At 73.9% G+C, this 16358-nt stretch carries 19 protein-coding genes; 13 read left to right on the top strand and 6 right to left on the bottom strand.

From position 1 onward, the window contains the following. Positions 1-8 precede the first annotated feature (8 nt). Genes D9598_RS09980 through D9598_RS09965 form a run of 4 tightly spaced genes read right to left on the bottom strand, consistent with a single transcriptional unit; the run spans position 9 to position 3423 of the window. Positions 9-746: an HdaA/DnaA family protein gene (locus D9598_RS09980; RefSeq protein WP_370591991.1), complete on the bottom strand. Its 738-nt coding sequence runs from the start codon at positions 744-746 to the stop codon at positions 9-11. Beyond that, positions 746-1918: an AI-2E family transporter gene (locus tag D9598_RS09975; RefSeq protein ID WP_370591985.1), complete on the bottom strand. Its 1173-nt coding sequence runs from the start codon at positions 1916-1918 to the stop codon at positions 746-748. Before D9598_RS09975 ends, D9598_RS09980 begins: the two co-directional genes overlap by 1 nt. Before the next feature lie 37 nt (positions 1919-1955). After that, positions 1956-2585 carry a CDP-alcohol phosphatidyltransferase family protein gene (locus D9598_RS09970; RefSeq protein WP_198366321.1) on the bottom strand — a complete coding sequence of 210 codons (630 nt, stop codon included), beginning with the start codon at positions 2583-2585 and terminating at the stop codon, positions 1956-1958. Next, complete coding sequence (locus D9598_RS09965; protein WP_198366320.1) at positions 2569-3423, bottom strand: hypothetical protein; 855 nt, start codon at positions 3421-3423, stop codon at positions 2569-2571. The genes D9598_RS09970 and D9598_RS09965 overlap by 17 nt, the downstream gene beginning before the upstream one ends. Before the next feature lie 76 nt (positions 3424-3499). On the opposite strand from D9598_RS09965, the gene purM reads away from it, so the two are divergent. From purM to D9598_RS09930, 7 genes are all read left to right on the top strand, one after another. Next, the gene (gene purM, locus D9598_RS09960; RefSeq protein WP_198366319.1) at positions 3500-4582 is read left to right on the top strand and encodes a phosphoribosylformylglycinamidine cyclo-ligase; all 1083 of its coding nucleotides are present in this window, start codon (positions 3500-3502) and stop codon (positions 4580-4582) included. A gap of 59 nt (positions 4583-4641) precedes the next feature. After that, positions 4642-5247, top strand: a complete 606-nt coding sequence (gene purN, locus D9598_RS09955) for a phosphoribosylglycinamide formyltransferase (RefSeq protein WP_198366584.1) — start codon at positions 4642-4644, stop codon at positions 5245-5247. A 223-nt stretch (positions 5248-5470) separates the two neighbouring features. Continuing rightward, positions 5471-6115 carry a 50S ribosomal protein L25/general stress protein Ctc gene (locus D9598_RS09950; RefSeq protein ID WP_198366318.1) on the top strand — a complete coding sequence of 215 codons (645 nt, stop codon included), beginning with the start codon at positions 5471-5473 and terminating at the stop codon, positions 6113-6115. 12 nt (positions 6116-6127) lie between these two features. After that, the gene (pth, locus tag D9598_RS09945) at positions 6128-6700 is read left to right on the top strand and encodes an aminoacyl-tRNA hydrolase (RefSeq protein ID WP_198366317.1); all 573 of its coding nucleotides are present in this window, start codon (positions 6128-6130) and stop codon (positions 6698-6700) included. A gap of 4 nt (positions 6701-6704) precedes the next feature. Further along, complete coding sequence (locus D9598_RS09940; protein ID WP_198366316.1) at positions 6705-7121, top strand: hypothetical protein; 417 nt, start codon at positions 6705-6707, stop codon at positions 7119-7121. 75 nt (positions 7122-7196) lie between these two features. Further along, complete coding sequence (gene ychF / locus D9598_RS09935) at positions 7197-8291, top strand: redox-regulated ATPase YchF (protein WP_198366315.1); 1095 nt, start codon at positions 7197-7199, stop codon at positions 8289-8291. Between the two features lie 144 nt (positions 8292-8435). Continuing rightward, complete coding sequence (locus tag D9598_RS09930) at positions 8436-10304, top strand: ATP-binding protein (protein ID WP_198366314.1); 1869 nt, start codon at positions 8436-8438, stop codon at positions 10302-10304. Here D9598_RS09930 and D9598_RS09925 read toward each other — a convergent pair. Further along, complete coding sequence (locus D9598_RS09925) at positions 10292-10528, bottom strand: DUF4169 family protein (RefSeq protein WP_198366313.1); 237 nt, start codon at positions 10526-10528, stop codon at positions 10292-10294. The genes D9598_RS09930 and D9598_RS09925 overlap by 13 nt on opposite strands. Positions 10529-10593: 65 nt before the next feature. Here D9598_RS09925 and D9598_RS09920 point away from each other — a divergent pair, with 65 nt between their 5' ends. Both D9598_RS09920 and D9598_RS09915 read left to right on the top strand, forming a co-directional pair. Continuing rightward, a complete protein-coding gene (locus D9598_RS09920; RefSeq protein WP_198366312.1) occupies positions 10594-11256 on the top strand; it encodes a dienelactone hydrolase family protein in 663 nt (220 codons plus the stop codon). Between the two features lie 9 nt (positions 11257-11265). Next, entirely contained in the window at positions 11266-11430 is a 165-nt protein-coding gene (locus tag D9598_RS09915; RefSeq protein ID WP_198366311.1) for a hypothetical protein, read from the top strand. 10 nt (positions 11431-11440) lie between these two features. Here the strand turns inward: D9598_RS09915 and D9598_RS09910 are convergent, their stop codons facing one another. After that, positions 11441-12670 carry an MFS transporter gene (locus D9598_RS09910; protein WP_198366310.1) on the bottom strand — a complete coding sequence of 410 codons (1230 nt, stop codon included), beginning with the start codon at positions 12668-12670 and terminating at the stop codon, positions 11441-11443. A gap of 93 nt (positions 12671-12763) precedes the next feature. On the opposite strand from D9598_RS09910, the gene D9598_RS09905 reads away from it, so the two are divergent. From D9598_RS09905 to D9598_RS09890, 4 genes are all read left to right on the top strand, one after another. Beyond that, positions 12764-13546, top strand: coding sequence for a helix-turn-helix domain-containing protein (locus tag D9598_RS09905; RefSeq protein ID WP_370591984.1), 783 nt, complete (start codon positions 12764-12766; stop codon positions 13544-13546). Positions 13547-13650: 104 nt separating this feature from the next. Further along, on the top strand, positions 13651-14406 hold the full coding sequence (locus tag D9598_RS09900; RefSeq protein WP_232477122.1) for a 2OG-Fe dioxygenase family protein: 756 nt from the start codon (positions 13651-13653) through the stop codon (positions 14404-14406). Between the two features lie 14 nt (positions 14407-14420). Beyond that, positions 14421-14876, top strand: coding sequence for a hypothetical protein (locus tag D9598_RS09895; protein ID WP_198366308.1), 456 nt, complete (start codon positions 14421-14423; stop codon positions 14874-14876). A 93-nt stretch (positions 14877-14969) separates the two neighbouring features. After that, positions 14970-16340, top strand: a complete 1371-nt coding sequence (locus tag D9598_RS09890) for a PepSY domain-containing protein (RefSeq protein WP_198366307.1) — start codon at positions 14970-14972, stop codon at positions 16338-16340. The last annotated feature ends 18 nt before the right edge of the window (positions 16341-16358 follow it).

Here is a 16358-nt window from a genome sequence, read left to right as displayed (position 1 = left end):
GAGCGAGACTACAACAGCGCCGGCGTGTCGAGGGAGCCGGCCTCGCCGGATTCCATGGAAACGTCATCGAGAGGCTCGAAGCCGGGCCAGTCGGCGAGCGCGGCGCGGGCCAGGGCCCGGGTCACGGCGCCCCCGGCGGCCAGGGCGGCGCGGTCCAGCCGGGCGGCGGCGGCGGCGATGGCCGCGGCCTCGCGCGGCAGGCGGGCCAGCAGCCAGTCCTGCACCGCCTCGGGCACGCGCAGCTGGCGCTCGGCGAAATGCCGCGCCAGCAGGGTCGCCAGCAGGGCGTCCGACGGCTCGCCGATGCCGGCCGCGGTGGTGGCGCGCAGCCGCGAGCGCAGGTCGGGCAGCGCCACCGGCCAGCGGGCCGGCGGCGCACGGCCGGCCAGCAGCAGCGGCAGGCCCTGCGCCGCGCAGGCGTTGATCAGATGGAACAGCGCCGTCTCCTCGGCCACGCAGTCGGCATCGTCCAGCACGCTGGGCGCCGGCTCGGGCACGCCGCGCAGCAGCGGGCCCTGCAGCAGCCGCCAGCCGCGCTCCGCCGCCACCCGCCGCAGCAGGTGCGACTTGCCCACCCCCTCGGGCCCGAAGACCGCCAGCCGCCCGGCCGGCCAGGCCTCGTGGCGCGCCAGCCAGGCGCGCGCCGTGGCATTGGAGGGATCGGCCAGCAGCTCGCCGCGGAAGGCCTGCGGCAGATCCAGCGGCAGGGCCAGCTGGCGGGTCGGGGTATGGCCGGGGGCGGACATCACGGGCCGGTGCGGGGCGGGTCCAGGTAGAGCGGACTTTCCAGATACCGCCGCAGCCAGTAGCGCGCCAGCACGCCGAGCGTCGCCGCCATCGGCACCGCCAGGAGCACGCCCAGGAAGCCGAAGGCGACGCCGCCGGCGAAAAGGGCGAAGATCACCCAGACCGCGTGCAGCTCCACCCGGTCGCCCAGCAGCCTGGGATAGATGATATAGCCCTCGACGATCTGCCCGGTGACGAAGACCGCCGCCACCAGGCCGACCCCGTTCCAGGTGCCGAACTGGCCGACCGCCAGCAGCAGCGCGGCGGCCAGGCCGGTCATCGAGCCGACATAGGGGATGAAGGTCAGGAAGCCCGCCGCCAGCCCGACCATCAGCCCGAGCTCCAGCCCGACGGCGGAGAGCGCCATGGCGTAGTAGGCGGCGAGCAGGGCGCAGCAGATCAGCTGCCCGCGCAGCCAGGCGGAGAGCACGCGGTCGGTGTCCATGGCCAGCTGGCGCAGGGTGGCGGCGGAGCGGCGCGGCAGCCAGCTCTCGAGACGCAGCATGATGCGCGGCCAGTCGCGCAGCAGGTAGAAGGCGACCACCGGCGTCACCACCACCAGGGTGAAGACATTGACCAGGGCATAGCCGCCGCCGATCAGCCGCGTCGCCGCCGTGCCGAGATAGGAGAGGATGGCGCCGAGCTGGCTGACCGCGAGGTCGCGCAGCCGGGCGTCGAAGACCTCCGGCCCGAACCGCGTCTCCAGCGCCGTCATCGCCTCCTGCGCCGCGGCGCCGACGCCGGCGATGTAGCTCGGCAGCCGCGCCAGCAGGGTGCCGACCTGGCCGATGATCAGCGGATAGAGTAGCAGCAGGCCGAGCAGCGCCAGGGCCATCAGCCCGGCGATGAGCAGCAGCGAGGCGAAGCCGCGCGGCAGGCCGAGGCGCGCCATGCGCGTCGCCACCGGGTCCAGGAAATAGGCGATGCAGCCGGCCAGGACGAACGGCGTCAGGATGGCCGAGAACAGCCAGAGCAGGAACAGCCCCGCCGCCAGCAGGCCCAGCACCAGGCCGAGGCGCTGGTTGCGCGTGGCGCTGCGTGGCCCCGCCGGCGCCGGCGGGGGCGTCGTCAGGCGCGGCGGCTGCCGCAGGTCTGGGGGCGAGATGGGGGGCGCGGCGGGCGGCAGCTTCACGGCGACGGCCTCGCGGTGACACTCTGAGGCGGCACTCTCACGGGGGCGCTCCGGGTCGCAGGGCGTTGAGGAGATAGGCGATGCCGGAGGCGAGCGTCAGCCCGGCCACCAGCCAGCACGCGACCAGCAGCAGGCCCGGCGCCGGCAGGCCGAAGCCATGCAGGAAAAGGGCCAGCCCGGCGAGCAGGATCTGCCCCAGGGTATTGACCTTCGAGATCAGCAACGGCCGGATCGCCGGCGGCGGGCCGAGCAGGCTGAGCAGGGCGACGCCGCCCAGGATCAGCACGTCGCGGAACACCACCAGGATGGCCAGCCAGTCCGGCAGCACGCCGATGACGGCCAGGGTGACATAGGTGCAGACCAGCAGGGCCTTGTCGGCCACCGGATCGAGCATGGCGCCGAGTGCCGAGCGGCTGTTCGTGCGCCGCGCCAGCCAGCCGTCGATGCCGTCCGACAGGCCGGCGGCGGCGAAGACGTAGAAGGCGATGTCCAGCCGCGCGTGCAGGATCAGCCAGACGGCGGCCGGCACGGCGCAGAGCCGCGCCAGGGTGATGGCGTTGGGAAGAGTGAGGGCGCCGGCGTCCCGGGGCGGAGCAGCCCCTTCCCCGGGCCCGCCGCGGCCCGTCTCCGCCGGCGGGAGCGGCTCCGGCTCAGGCGCCGCCGGCAAGGCCGATGTGCCACATCCCCGCCGCGCCGCCCGCGGTAGCGCCGGGCGCCGCCGGGACGGGCAGCGCCGCCCCGCCGATCGGCACCGGGGGGGCCAGCATCCCGGCGGGCCGCGCCGGCATGGTGACGGCTGGGGGCACCAGCGCCAGGCCGGTGGCGTTCAGCGCCTGCTGCGCCTGCTCGGCCCCCTGCCGCAGGCCGATGCGCAGCCGGGCGCCATCCACCGCGATGGCCTGGATCTGCACCGAGGCGATCTCCGGGCTGGCGGCCAGCCGGCGGCGCAGCTCCAGCCATTCGCTCAGGCCGAGGAAGCGGGCCCGGGCCTCGATATGGCTGGCGGCCGGGCCGCTGTGCGGCATGACCGGCGGCGCCGCGTCGCTCGGGGCCGCGCCGGCGGTGCCGCCGCTGGCGAGGCTGCGGCCCGGGCCGCCCGCCCGGTTGGGATTGAAGTTGACCGTCAGCCGGCCGGTATAGCCGGTGCGGGTGGTCCGCTCCTGCTCCACCACGATGCTGCTGACCATGCTTTCGATCTGCGAATCGCTGACGCCGCGCGGCAGGCCGAGCTCGCTGGCCATCCGCTCATAGGCCAGGCGCTGCGCCGAGGCGATGGCGCGGGTGCGGGCCACCACGGCGTTCTCCGCCGTGGCCTCCGCCGGAACGCCGCGCTGGGTGTAGGCGGCCATCGGGTCGGCCATCGGCGCGGCGCCGGCCGCCGCCGTGTCCGCCGGCAGGGGAGAAGGCGGATTGGGCAGCTGGGCGCCCGCCGGGGCAGCACCGATCCCCGCGCCGATCAGGGTTCCCAGGACAATGGTTGCGGCGAGACGCCGAAAGTGTTGCATTCCGCCCCCTTGGATGGCCCGGCATAGCGGTCTGACTGCGCCCGGGTCTTTTGCGCATAGCCGATCGGGCCCCCTGATGACCAGTCTGACCTACCGTGATGCCGGCGTGGATATCGAAACCGGCGATGCCCTCGTGGACGCCATCAAGCCGCTGGCCCGCTCCACCGACCGCAGCGGCACGATGGGGGGCCTCGGCGGCTTCGGCGCGCTCTTCGACCTGAAGGCGGCGGGCTTCGCCGATCCGGTCCTGGTCTCCTCGACCGACGGCGTCGGCACCAAGCTGCGCCTCGCCATCGACGCCGGGCTGCACGACACGGTGGGCATCGACCTCGTCGCCATGTGCGTCAACGACCTCGTCGTGCAGGGTGCCGAGCCGCTGTTCTTCCTCGACTACTTCGCCACCGGCAAGCTGCGGCTGGAGCAGGCCAGCGCCGTGGTGTCCGGCATCGCCGAGGGGTGCCGCCAGGCCGGCTGCGCGCTCGTCGGCGGCGAGACGGCCGAGATGCCCGGCATGTACGCCAAGGACGACTACGACCTCGCCGGCTTCTCGGTCGGCGCCGCCGAGCGCGGCGCGCTGCTGCCGAAGCCGGATGTCGGCCCCGGCGACGTGGTGCTGGGGCTGGCCGCCTCCGGCGTGCATTCCAACGGCTTCTCGCTGGTCCGCCGGGTGCTGGCCGGGACCAACCAGGGCATCGACACCCCCGCCCCCTTCGCCGCCGGCCAGACCGTCGGCCAGGCGCTGCTGGCGCCGACGCGCATCTATGTGAAGTCGGTCCTCGCGCTGCACCGCGCCGGGCTGCTGAAGGCGGCGGCGCATATCACCGGCGGCGGCCTGCCCGGCAACCTGCCGCGCGTGCTGCCCCGCGGCACGGTCGCGGTGCTGGATGCCGGCGCCTGGACGGTGCCGCCGGTCTTCGCCTGGCTGGCGCGCCAGGGCCATGTCGCGCCCGAGGAGATGCTGCGCGTCTTCAACTGCGGCATCGGCATGTGCCTCGTGGTGCGCGAGGCCGATGCGGCGGCGGCGACCGAGCTGCTGGCCGGGGCCGGCGAGACGGTGTTCCGCCTCGGTGCCATCGCCGCCGGTGCGGCGGACGCGGCGCCCGAGGTGCGGATCGACAACCTGCCGGCCGGCTGGCCCCTCCCCCGGTCCACCCCGTGACCGGCGGCGCCCCCGCGCGGCGCCGCACCGCGATCCTGATCTCGGGCCGGGGCAGCAACATGGCCGCCCTGCTCGCCGCCGCCGCCGACCCGACCTATCCGGCCACCATCGCCCTGGTGCTGTCGAACCGCGCCGACGCCGCCGGCCTGGCCCGCGCCGCCGAGGCCGGCATCCCGGTGGCGGTGGTGGAATCCCGCCCCTTCGGCCGCGACCGCGCCGGCTTCGAGGCGGCGATGGAGGCGGTGCTGGCGGAGCACGGCGTGGAGCTGATCGCCCTGGCCGGCTTCATGCGCGTGCTGACCGAGGGTTTCACCGCCCGGTGGGAGGGCCGGTTGCTGAACATCCACCCCTCCCTGCTGCCCGCCTTCCCGGGCCTCGACACCCATGCGCGGGCCCTCGCCGCGGGCGTCCGCCTGCATGGCTGCACGGTGCATCTGGTGACGCCGGGCGTGGATGAGGGGCCGATCCTGGCCCAGGCCGCCGTGCCGGTTCTGCCCGGCGACGGCGAGGCCGAGCTCGCCGCCCGCGTCCTGGCCGAGGAGCACCGCCTCTACCCCGCCGCCCTGGCCTGGCTGGCGGCGGGCCGGGTGCGGCTGGAGGGCGGCCTCGCCCGGCTGGAGGCGGCGCCGGCGCCGAGTGCCGTGGCGCTGCGCAACCCCGGCTGAGCCGCGCCCGTCCCGGAAGGCCCTGAGCGGCGGCCCCCGGCGGCGAATGCCAGCTATCCGTTGCCTCCCCGTCGGAAATGCCCTAATGGCCCGCGCTGCGCTGGCACCCCTGGAGGCCGGCGCAACTGTTTTCGGGCATGGGTCCGGGAGCGGTGGGCGGGGCGCCCCGGTGCGAGCCGGCGCGGTGCCCGACGAGCCCGAGAGACAAGCGGAGCACGGACAGATGGTCCAGACGATTCGGATCGAGGCCGAGGCGCGCGAGTTGGCCGGTAAGGGGGCGGCGCGCGCGACTCGGAGGGCGGGGCTGGTTCCCGCCGTCATCTACGGCGCGAAGGAGGAGGCGACGCTGATCGCCCTCGACCCGCGCGACGTGATGAAGGAGCTGCACAAGGGCGGCTGGCAGTCGCACCTCTACGAGGTGGCGGTGAAGAACGGCCCGACCGTGCGCACGCTGATGCGCGACGTGCAGTTCCACCCGGTGAAGGACAGCCCGCTGCATGTGGACTTCCAGCGCCTGGCGCCGGGCCAGCTGATCCGCGTCAAGGTGCCGGTCGTGTTCCTCAACGAGGAGACCGCGCCGGGCATCAAGGAAGGCGGCGTGCTGAACGTCGTCCGCCGCGAGCTCGAGGTGCTGTCCGATCCCGACCAGGTGCCGGACCAGTTCGAGATCGACATGGGCGCCGCCGCCATCGGCGACAGCCTCCGCTGGTCCAACGTGCTGGACCACAAGGGCACCAAGCCGGTGATCGTCGGCCGTGACTTCGTCGTGGCGACCATCGCGCCCCCGACGGTCGAGGAAGAGGTCATCGTCCAGGCCCCCGCCGCGCCGGCCCCCGAGGCCAAGGGCAAGGGCAAGGGCAAGAAGTAAGGAGGCCGCGCGGTGCTGCTCTGGGTCGGCCTCGGCAATCCGGAGCCGGGCCAGGCGCGGCACCGGCACAATATCGGCTTCATGGCGCTCGACGCCATCGCGCGGCGCCATGGCTTCCCGCCATGGCGCAGCCGCTTCAAGGGGCTGGTATCGGATGGCGTCATCGCCGGGCGGAAACTGCTGCTGCTGAAGCCGCAGACCTACATGAACCTCTCGGGCGAGGCGGTGCAGCCGGCCGCCGCCTTCCACAAGATCCCCGTCTCCGACATCACCGCCTTCCATGACGAGCTCGACCTCGCCCCCGGCCGCATCCGGGTGAAGCAGGGCGGCGGCGCCGCCGGCCATAACGGCCTGCGCGACATGGATCGCAGGCTCGGCACGCCGGACTACTGGCGCGTCCGCCTCGGCATCGGCCATCCGGGGATGAAGGAGAAGGTCACCGGCCATGTCCTCGGCAACTTCGCCAAGGTGGACACCTGGCTGGAACCGATGCTGGATGCGGTGGCGGAGGCCGCGCCGCTCCTGGTCCGGGGCGAGCGGGAGGCCTTCATGACCCGCGTGGCCTTGCTGACCCAGGAGAGTTGATACCATGGCGATCGAAGACGCCGCCGCCGATCTGGCGGCCGAGTTCGGCGGCCCCGGCCCCGAGGATCTGGCGAACGGCGCCGCGGCGCTCGCCGCCGCCCTGCTGGCCCAGGCGCAGACCCTGGCCAGCACCGCCGCCGCCCTGGAAGCCAGCGACACCGGGCATGGCGGGGCGATCGAGGCCGCCGCCGCCCGCGCCGCGCTGGCGCTGGCCATCGCCCAGGCGGTGTCGGAGGCCAAGGGCCCGGCCCGGGCCGGGCTGATCCGCGCCGCCGCCGGGACGCTGGATGTCTCGCAGGCCGGCGCCGTGACGCAGCTCCGCGCCGCCGCCCTCAGCCTGCCCACCGACGACGCGGCCGCCCGCATCGCCGCCGCGCAGATCGCCCAGGACATCGCGGCCGCCCTGGCCGGCGAGGGCTAGCGTCCCACCGAGCTCCACCACTGGCCGGGCGACAGCCGCGCCCGGCCGGCTTCTCCTGCCGTTCCGAGGACTGTCATGGGTTTCAACTGCGGTATCGTCGGGCTGCCGAATGTCGGCAAGTCCACCCTGTTCAACGCGCTGACCCAGACAGCCGCCGCCCAGGCCGCGAACTACCCCTTCTGCACCATCGAGCCGAATGTCGGCCGCGTGGCGGTGCCGGACCCTCGTCTCAACGAGATCGCCCGCATTGGCAAGAGCCAGAAGATCGTGCCGACCAGCCTGGAATTCGTCGACATCGCGGGCCTGGTGCGCGGCGCCAGCCGGGGCGAGGGCCTGGGCAACCAGTTCCTGGGCAACATCCGCGAATGCGACGCCATCGTTCATGTGCTGCGCTGCTTCGAGGATGGCGACGTCACCCATGTCGAGGGCAGCGTCGATCCGATCCGCGATGCCGAGACGATCGAGACCGAGCTGATGCTGGCCGACCTCGACAGCCTGGAGAAGCGGCAGACGGGCCTGCAGAAGCGGGCGCGCGGCGGGGACAAGGAGGCGGCGGCGCAGATGGCGCTGATCGAGCCGATCCTGGCCGGGCTGCGCGAGGGCCGGCCCGCCCGCGCCTCGATCCCGAAGGGCGAGGAGGAGGCGGTCCGCCGGCTCCAGCTGCTGACCTCGAAGCCGGTGCTCTACGTCTGCAACGTGGAGGAGGAGAACGCTGCCAGCGGCAACGCGCACAGCGAGAAGGTCTTCGCCCGCGCGGCGCTGGAGGGCGCCAAGGCGGTGGTGGTCTCCGCCGCCATCGAGGCCGAGATCAGCCAGATGGACGAGGCGGACCGGGGCGAGTTCCTGGAAGGGCTGGGCCTGGCCGATTCCGGTCTCGACCGCGTCATTGCCGCCGGCTACGGGCTGCTCGGCCTGATCACCTATTTCACCGTGGGACCGAAGGAGGCCCGCGCCTGGACCATCGTCAAAGGCATGAAGGCCCCCCAGGCCGCCGGCGTGATTCATGGCGATTTCGAGCGCGGCTTCATCGCCGCCGAGACCATCGCCTATGAGGACTATATCGCGCTGGGCGGGGAGCAGGGCGCTAAGGAAGCCGGCCGGATGCGCGTCGAGGGGAAGGAGTACCTCGTCAAGGACGGCGATATCATGCTTTTTCGATTCAACGTTTGATTGCATTCAACCTGTCATTGCAATTTACGGTGCCGATTCTCGCTCTTTCCTCTAGTTGAGAGCGGCACCGCCACGTAGAATGGCCGCTTCGGAAAAGGGTTCCGGAACACAGCGGGAAACCGGGCGGCCAGCACATCCGTGGCGTTGGACAGTAAAACACTTCTGCTCCTCAGCACGCTGATCTGCCTCGCCCTGGGCATCGGCTGCATGTTGCTGTCGCGCGCGCGCAACCACGTCGAGGGCTACGGGGAATGGGGCGCGGCGCTGATCGCGCTGGGTCTCGGCAGCGCCCTGGCCGGGCTGCGCGGCTTGCTGAGCGACGCCCTTTCCATCTCGCTGGCCAATGCGCTGGTGCTCGGCGGCTGCGGCCTTTGCTGGGTCGGCGCCCGCCGCTTCAGCGGCCGCACGGCGCGGCTCTGGATCGTGCTTCCGGCGCCGCTGCTCTGGCTCACGCTGCGGCAGTTCCCCGGGGCGATGGACACGGTCGAGGCGCGGGTGATCCTGGCCTCCCTGCTGTGCGGCCTGCTCCTGCTGGCGGCCGGCCTGGCCTTCTGGCGGGCGGCCGGCATCCGCTGGGGCCTGCGCCTGTTCCTCTCCCTCTCCTTCACCTTGCACGGCCTGCTGGTGCTGGGCCGCGTGCCCTTCGCCCTCCTCCGCCCGCAATGGCAGGCGGGCAGCCAGCTGCCCAGCGACATGGCGGTGCAGCTGGTCATGCTGCTGACGGCGCTGCAGGGCATCGTCACCACCATGGCGCTGCTCCTCGCCACCCGCGAGCGGCAGGATGAGGAGATCCGCCTCGCCCTGGCCACGGCCCGCGACGCCGCGCAACAGGCCAATGCCGCGAAATCGCGCTTCCTCGCCCGCATGTCGCACGAGCTGCGCACGCCCCTGAACGGCGTGCTGGGGCTGTCGCAGGCGCTGCGCGAGAACGGCGCGCTGCTGCCCGCCGCCCGCGAGCAGGCGGCGGTGATCGGCCGCGCCGGGCAGCACATGCTCTCCCTGGTCAACGATGTGCTGGACATCGCCCTGGTCGAGGCCGGCCGCCTGACCCTGCGCGAGGAGGCGGTCGCGGTGCGGCCGCTGCTCGAGGAGGCGCTGGAGCTGCTGCGGCCGGAGATCCAGCGCAAGACCCTCACCGTCGAGACCGAGGTCACGGCGGAGGCCGCGCCTTCGGTGCGGGCGGATCATCGCCGGCTGCGCCAGATCCTGCTCAACCTGCTCGGCAACGCGGTGAAGTACACGCCGCCCCGCGGCCAGGTTCGCCTGGTGGTTAGGCCGCTCGCACCACAGGGCCTTCGCATCAGCATCATCGACAGTGGCCCCGGCATCCCGCCCGACCAGCAGGCTCGGCTCTTCGCCGAGTTCAGCCGGCTCGACAGCGCGGAAAGCCTTACCGCCTCGCAGGAGGGACATGGCCTCGGCCTGGCGATCTGCGCCGGCCTGACCCAGGCGATGGGCGGGCGGATCGGCGTCGCCGCCGGCGTGGCCGGGCTGGGCAGCCACTTCTGGGTGGAGCTGCCGCTTCAGCCGTCCACGCCGCCCCGCACCGCCGCCGCCCAGCCGCCGCCGTCGGTCATGAACGGCCTGTGCAGTGTGCTCGTGGTGGACGACGTGGCGGTGAACCGCATGGTCGCCCAGGCGCTGCTGCAGGCCGCGGGACATGTCGTGTGGCAGGCGGCGAGCGGCGAGGCGGCGCTGGCCCTGCTGGCGCGGGAGCCCGTCGACCTGGTGTTGATGGACGTGCAGATGCCGGGAATGAGCGGCCTCGAGGCCACCCGCCACATCCGCGCGGCGGAACGGGCGGACCCGTCCCGGCGCCGGATCGGCATCCTGGCCCTGACCGGCGAACTGGAGCAGGAGAATGTCGATGCCTGTCTGGCAGCGGGCATGGACGGCCATCTCGCCAAGCCGGTGGACCGGCAGAGCCTGCTCGCCGCCGTGCAGCGCTGGCCGGCCGCCGGATCGCCGGCGATGCCGCACGACCTCGCCCAGCCGGAGCCTCAGCGCGCCTGAGGTGGCCGGCCGGGAGGCGCGGGCTCCGCGTCGGTCTCGCCGGGCGGGTCCTCCGCGCGGCGGGCCCCGTCGAGCAGCGCCTGGCGGCGCGCCTCCTCGGCCCTGTCGCGCTCCTTCTCCGCCTTGCTGCGCCCGTGGCTGGCGCGATTGACGGCGGCCTGCCGCTCCGCCGCGCCACGAACCGCGGCTTTCCGGTGCTTGTTCAGATTGATGATCTCTGCCATGCGCCGAGGATAGGATGAAACGGGCCCCGGGGAGAATCCCGCCGCCCTGTTCCAGGGAAGCCGCCATGCAGATCGAACTCGCCGCCGCCGATGGCCACCGCCTCTCCGCCTGGCGGGACGGGCCGGAGGAGGCCAGCCGGGCGCTCGTCGTGGTGCAGGAGATCTTCGGCGTGAACCGTCATATGCGGCATGTCTGCGAGGGCTTCGCGCGGCGCGGCTATGCCGTCATCGCCCCCGCCCTGTTCGACCGCGCCGAGCCAGGGGTGGAGCTGGGCTACACGCCGGATGAGGTGAAGCTCGGCCAGGCGCTGCGCGCCCGCATCGACCCGGCCGATACGCTGCTCGACATCGAGGCCGCCGCGGCCGCCCTGCCCATGGCGGCGCGGCGCGGCATCATCGGCTACTGCTGGGGCGGCACCGTCGCCTGGCATGGCGCGACGCGCAGCCAGAGCTTCGCCGCGGCGGTGGGCTATTATGGCGGCGGCATCGCGGCGGCGCGCGAGGAGGTGCCCAACTGCCCGGTGCAGCTGCATTTCGGCGAAACCGACCACGGCATCCCGATGGACGACGTGGCGGCGATCCGCGCGGCGCGGCCGGAGGTGGAGATCCACACCTATCCCGGCGCCGGCCACGGCTTCGCCTGCGAGGAGCGGGCCGCCTATGATGCCGCGGCGGACGCGCTGGCGCTGCGGCGCAGCCTCGACTTCCTGGCCCGGGCGCTGGGCTGAGCGGCGCCGATGCTCACCTACATCGCCCTCGCCGCCGCCATCCTGGCCCTGCTGGCCTGGCTGCCGCAGCTCTATGCCGAAGGCTTCGGCGCGCCGCCCATCCTGGTCTGGCTGCTGCTGGCGCTCGCCGCCCTGGTCATGGTCTTCCGCGGGCGGCGGCGCGGCGAGGACTGAGCGGCCGCCCTCACTCGGCCGGGGCGGGCGCCGCCGCCGGCCACAGCTCGGGCCGCAGCTCCTCTTGACGGTCGGGGAAGAACAGGGCGCAGACCAGGGTCACGCTGCCGAAGCCGGACAGCACCAGGATGGTCAGGGTCAGGTTTCCCGTCGCCTGGTGCAGCAGGCCGACCAGCGGCGAGGCCGCGGCGGCGCCGAGGAAGCCCACGAAGAAGCGGATGGAGTAGAGCTTCACCCGCAGCGGCGGCGCGATGTAGCGGGCGGTCATGGTCTCGTTCACCGTCACCTGCCCGAAGATCGAGGCGGCCAGGATCGCCGCCAGCGGCAGCACCATCCAGCCCTGCACCACCGAGAGCGCCAGCATGGCCGGCAACTGGATCAGCGCCATCGGCAGGAAAACGCGCCTCAGCGTGGTGCGGTCGATCATCCGCCCCACGGTGAACTGCGTCAGCCCGCCGCAGAGCGTCACCAGGAAGGCCAGCAGGCCGATCACCGGCAGCAGGTCGGGGCTGCCCGCCAGCCGCTCCTGCATCAGCTTCGGCAGCAGCAGGGTGAAGGCGTTGAAGACGAAGCCCGAGGCGGCGGCGATGGAGAGCAGCACGATCACCGCCCGCCGCACCACGGGGCGGGGAATGGCCGGGAAGGACCGCGCCGCGCCGCGCGCCGTGGCCATGTCGATCGGCGGCTCGCGCCAGTAGAGCAGGCCGGCCAGCACGGTCAGCACGCCCGGCACCAGGAAGGCCCAGCGCCAGCCGAGCGTGATGGCGAGGAAGGCGGTCAGCACCGGCGCCGTGGCCACGCCGAGATTGCCGAACACGCCGTTCAGCCCGACGGCGCGTCCCACCTTGTCGCCCGCCGCCTCGACCAGCATGGCGGTGCCGACGGGATGGTAGATGGCGGAGAAGGCGCCCATCCCGGCCAGCGCCAGGGCCAGGCCGAGCGGGGACTGCATCAGCCCCGCCAGCGCCATGCATCCCCCGGTGCCGAGGAAGAAGGCCAGCATCAGGTTGCGCCGCCCGAAGCGCGCGGCGAGCCAGCCCATGGGCAGCGAGCCGACGCCGTAGAGGACGAACATGGCGGTGCCGAGCGCCAGGATCGGCCCGTATTCCACGCCGAAGGTGCCGGTCTCCTGCCGCACCATGCTCAGCACCGCGGTGGCCAGGATCAGCAGGCTGAAATGGGTGATGCCGTGCGCGGTGTTGATGAAGGCGATCTGCCGTGTGGCGGGATGCAGGGCCATGGCCGGGTCTCGGTGCTTGCTGTTGCTTGCCGGCGAGGATAGCCTGTCCGCTTATCGACGTTCGGCCAGATTATGTCGCCATCGCGCCAAGTCGTGCCCATCCGGCAGGATCTGCCGCAGGACGAGGTGGACCGGCCCCTGGCCGGCTTCCGCCGCGACTACGCGGATGGCGACACCACCATCGTCCATGCCCATCGCCGCGCTCAGCTCATCTACGCGACCCATGGCGTGATGCGCATCGCCACCGACAACACCGCCTATGTGGTGCCGCCCGGCCGCGCGCTCTGGGTGCCGGGCGGCACGCCGCACAGCGTGGCGATGCAGGGCGAGGTCGCCATGCGGGCGCTGTTCCTGCGCGGCGACGCCGCCCGCGCCGGGCCGCCCGCCGTGGCCGTGCTGGTGGTGCCGCCGCTGCTGCGCGAGCTGATCCTGGCCGCCTGCGACGAGCCGCCGGACTGGGACCCGCGCGGACGGGGCGGCCATCTGGCGGCGCTGATCCTGGACGAGATCGCCCATGCCCCCACCCTGCCGCTCGGCGTGCCGCAGCCGCGCGACCCCCGCCTGCTGCGTCTGGCCGAGGCGCTGCGGGCCGATCCCGCGCGCGACCTCTCCCTGGAGGGCTGGGCCGAGGCGGTGGGCGCCAGCCCACGCACCCTCTCCCGCCTGTTCCGCGCCGAGACCGGCATGAGCTTCGCCCAGTGGCGGCAGCAATGGCGGCTGGCCGAGGCGGCCGCCCTGCTGGCCCGCGGCCTGGCGCCGGCGCAGGCGGCGGCGGCGGTCGGCTATGCCAGCGCCCCGGCCTTCGGCGCCGCCTATCGCGCCGCCTTCGGCCTCACCCCGGGCGCGGCGCGGCGCAAGGGCCTGGCGCCCGGATAGCGTGCCCCGGACAGCGCCATGGGGGGCCATGCCGAATCGGCGCATCTGGCGCGCAAGGCCTCGTCTGGACGCCGCCCGGGCGGGCTGGTCTGCTTCCCGGCGTGATGCAGACCCAGACGCCCTCGCGGGCCCCCATGCCGGTCACGCCCGCGCCCCTGCTGCGCCGGGACGGCTATGTCCTGCTGCCCTCGGCCCTGGCCCGGGCCGGCTTCGATGCCTCGGGCGAGGCCCTGCAGGGGCCCGGCTGGGCGCGGTTCGCCGCCTCCTGGGAGGATCTCCGGCCGGACGAGCACATGGCCGATCGCGGCCGCTACCGGCTGCGCCGCCATGCGGTCTACACCCTGGAGCATGGCCATGCCGGCATCACCCGCGCGCCGCACCGGCCGCATTTCCAGAGCCTCGACTTCAATCCGCTGAATGGTGGCCGGGAGCGCTGGTTCGCGCCGGTCGAGGCAGCGGTCGGCGAGGGGCCGGCGATGACCGCCCTGCTGAACGGCGCCCGCGCCGTCTTCGACGTCATGCGCCCGCGCAGCGACTGGCTGGTGGAGGCGCACCAGTTCCGCATCCAGGCCCGCCCCGAGGAGGCCGGCCGGCCCACTCCCGAGGGCATGCACCGCGATGGCGTCGACTATGTCCTCGTGACGCTGATCGGCCGGGAGAATGTCGAGGGTGGCGTCACCGGCATCCGCGTCGACGGGCAGGAGGGCGAGGCCGCCAGCTTCGCCCTGCGCGACCCGATGGACAGCGTGCTGCTCGATGACCGGCGCGTCTGGCACGGGGTGACGCCGGTGGTGCCGCTGGACCCCGCGCGCCCCGGCCACCGCGACGTGCTGGTGCTGACCTTCCGGGCCGGCGGGTAGAAGCCGGCGGGGAGGTGGCGCCGCTTGCCTTCCGCCGCCGCCGCGCCCTAGCCTCCGGGACGCGGGACAGGACGGTGGGCGTGGCACAGGCCGGGCGGGAGATGTGGCGGCAGACGGGGCGGGACTTCATCGCCGCCCTGCTGCTGCTCGCGCTCCTGCTGCAGGGCCCGCCCGTCGCCAGGGCGACCCTGGCCGGCCCCGCCGCCTTCGACCCGATGTCCGCGCTCTGCGCCTTCCCGGCGCATGACACGGCGCCGCTCCCGGACGCGCCGGCGGGCGAGCCGCAGCACGCGCTCTGCTGCCAGCTCGCCTGTCAGGCCGGCCTGGCCCTGCCGGCCCTGCCCGCGGGCGCGCCGCATCTCCTGCCGCCGCCGCGCGCCGGGCCGGCCGCCGCCGCCTTCCGCCCCACCCCGCCTCCGCCTGCCGCGCGGCCGCCGCGATACGCCCGCGCCCCTCCCGCCCTGGCCTGATCCCCGCGCCCCCAACCCGCTTTCCGCCATCCGGCCGGCGAGGCGGCGCCGCCTGTCGCGCGCCCCCGCCGTCCCCTGGGAGCCAGGCCTTCCATGAGCCTTTCGCACACCGCCCCGCGCCGCGCGGCCGCGCGCGCCGCCGCCGGGCCCTCCGACCTCTACCGCGCCGTCTGGCGCTGGCATTTCTATGCCGGCCTGCTGGTGCTGCCCTTCCTGATCCTGCTGGCCGTGACGGGCGGGGTCTATCTGTTCCGCGCCCAGCTCGACCCGCTGATCCATGCCGATCTCATGCGGGTGGAGGCGCGCGCCACGCCGTCCCGCCCGCCCTCCGAGCAGGTGGCGGCGGCGCTGGCCGCCAGCCCCGGCACGGCCTTCCGCTACATCCCGCCCGCCGCGCCCGATGCCGCCGCCGAGGTGGGGATCAAGGCGCCGGACGGGGCCCGCACCGTCGTCTATGTCGATCCCCACGAGGCCCGGGTGCTCGGCAGCCTCTCCGACAAGGGCACCGCCATGGGCTTCGTCCGCCGGCTGCACAGCCTGGCGGTGGCCGGCCCGCTGGCCAATGCGCTGATCGAGGTCGCCGCCGGCTGGACCATCCTGCTGGTGCTGACCGGCTTCTATCTCTGGTGGCCGCGGCGCGCCGGAACCGGCGGCGTCGTCACCCTGCGCGGCCGGCCGCGCGAACGCGTCTTCTGGCGCGACCTGCATGCCGTGACCGGTGCCGCCATCGGCGGCGTGCTGCTGTTCCTGGCGATCACCGGCATGCCCTGGTCGTCGGTCTGGGGCCGCTACGCCAATGAATGGGCCAACGGACACAATTTCGGCTACCCGGCGGGGCTGCGCGTGGCGCTGCCGATGTCGGACGAGCACCTGGCCCATGCCGGCCCGACCAGCTGGAGCCTGGAACAGGCGCGCCTGCCGCTCTCGGCCGGCGAGGGCCAGCCGATCGGCCTGGACGCCGCCGTGGCGCGTTTCGACGCGCTGGGCCTGGCGCCGGGCTACGCGGTGGCCCTGCCGGGCGGCCCGCAGGGCGTCTTCACCGGCTCGGTCTATCCGGCGGAGCTGGAGCGCCAGAGGGTGATCCACCTCGACCAGTATTCCGGCCAGCCGCTGCTCGACATGAGCTACGCCGATTACGGGCCGCTCGGGCGGCTGCTGGAATGGGGCATCAACATCCATCTCGGCCAGCAATGGGGGCTGGCCAACCAGCTCGTGCTGCTCGCCGTCTGCCTCGCCACGGTAGCCTTCTGCGTCGCGGCGGCGGTGATGTGGTGGAAGCGCCGCCCGGCCGGGCGCCTCGGCGTGCCGCCCCCGCCGCAGGAGGCCGGGGTGCTGCGGGGCGTGGTGGCGCTGCTGGCCCTGGGGGGCGTGCTCTTCCCCCTGGTCGGGCTGTCGCTGCTGGTGATGCTGGGGGCCGACCTCCTGCTGACCCGGCGCCGCCGGCCGCGCGCCGCGCGGGCCTGAACGCCGTGGAGACGCGGC

Source organism: Roseomonas sp. KE0001, assembly GCF_016107285.1.
Classification (GTDB): Bacteria; Pseudomonadota; Alphaproteobacteria; order Acetobacterales; family Acetobacteraceae; genus Pseudoroseomonas.
This window is presented reverse-complemented; position numbering and strand designations above follow the sequence as displayed.

Bases quoted from the DNA above. Each gene is read 5' to 3' on its own strand.
- D9598_RS09925 (WP_198366313.1), bottom strand. From the start codon at position 10,528: ATGGCAGAGATCATCAATCTGAACAAGCACCGGAAAGCCGCGGTTCGT.
- D9598_RS09940 (WP_198366316.1), top strand. From the start codon at position 6,705: ATGGCGATCGAAGACGCCGCCGCCGATCTGGCGGCCGAGTTCGGCGGC.
- D9598_RS09900 (WP_232477122.1), top strand. From the start codon at position 13,651: ATGCAGACCCAGACGCCCTCGCGGGCCCCCATGCCGGTCACGCCCGCG.
- D9598_RS09915 (WP_198366311.1), top strand. From the start codon at position 11,266: ATGCTCACCTACATCGCCCTCGCCGCCGCCATCCTGGCCCTGCTGGCC.
- D9598_RS09980 (WP_370591991.1), bottom strand. From the start codon at position 746: ATGTCCGCCCCCGGCCATACCCCGACCCGCCAGCTGGCCCTGCCGCTG.
- D9598_RS09965 (WP_198366320.1), bottom strand. From the start codon at position 3,423: ATGCAACACTTTCGGCGTCTCGCCGCAACCATTGTCCTGGGAACCCTG.
- D9598_RS09890 (WP_198366307.1), top strand. From the start codon at position 14,970: ATGAGCCTTTCGCACACCGCCCCGCGCCGCGCGGCCGCGCGCGCCGCC.
- purM (WP_198366319.1), top strand. From the start codon at position 3,500: ATGACCAGTCTGACCTACCGTGATGCCGGCGTGGATATCGAAACCGGC.
- D9598_RS09950 (WP_198366318.1), top strand. From the start codon at position 5,471: ATGGTCCAGACGATTCGGATCGAGGCCGAGGCGCGCGAGTTGGCCGGT.
- purN (WP_198366584.1), top strand. From the start codon at position 4,642: ATGGCCGCCCTGCTCGCCGCCGCCGCCGACCCGACCTATCCGGCCACC.
- D9598_RS09920 (WP_198366312.1), top strand. From the start codon at position 10,594: ATGCAGATCGAACTCGCCGCCGCCGATGGCCACCGCCTCTCCGCCTGG.
- ychF (WP_198366315.1), top strand. From the start codon at position 7,197: ATGGGTTTCAACTGCGGTATCGTCGGGCTGCCGAATGTCGGCAAGTCC.
- D9598_RS09910 (WP_198366310.1), bottom strand. From the start codon at position 12,670: ATGGCCCTGCATCCCGCCACACGGCAGATCGCCTTCATCAACACCGCG.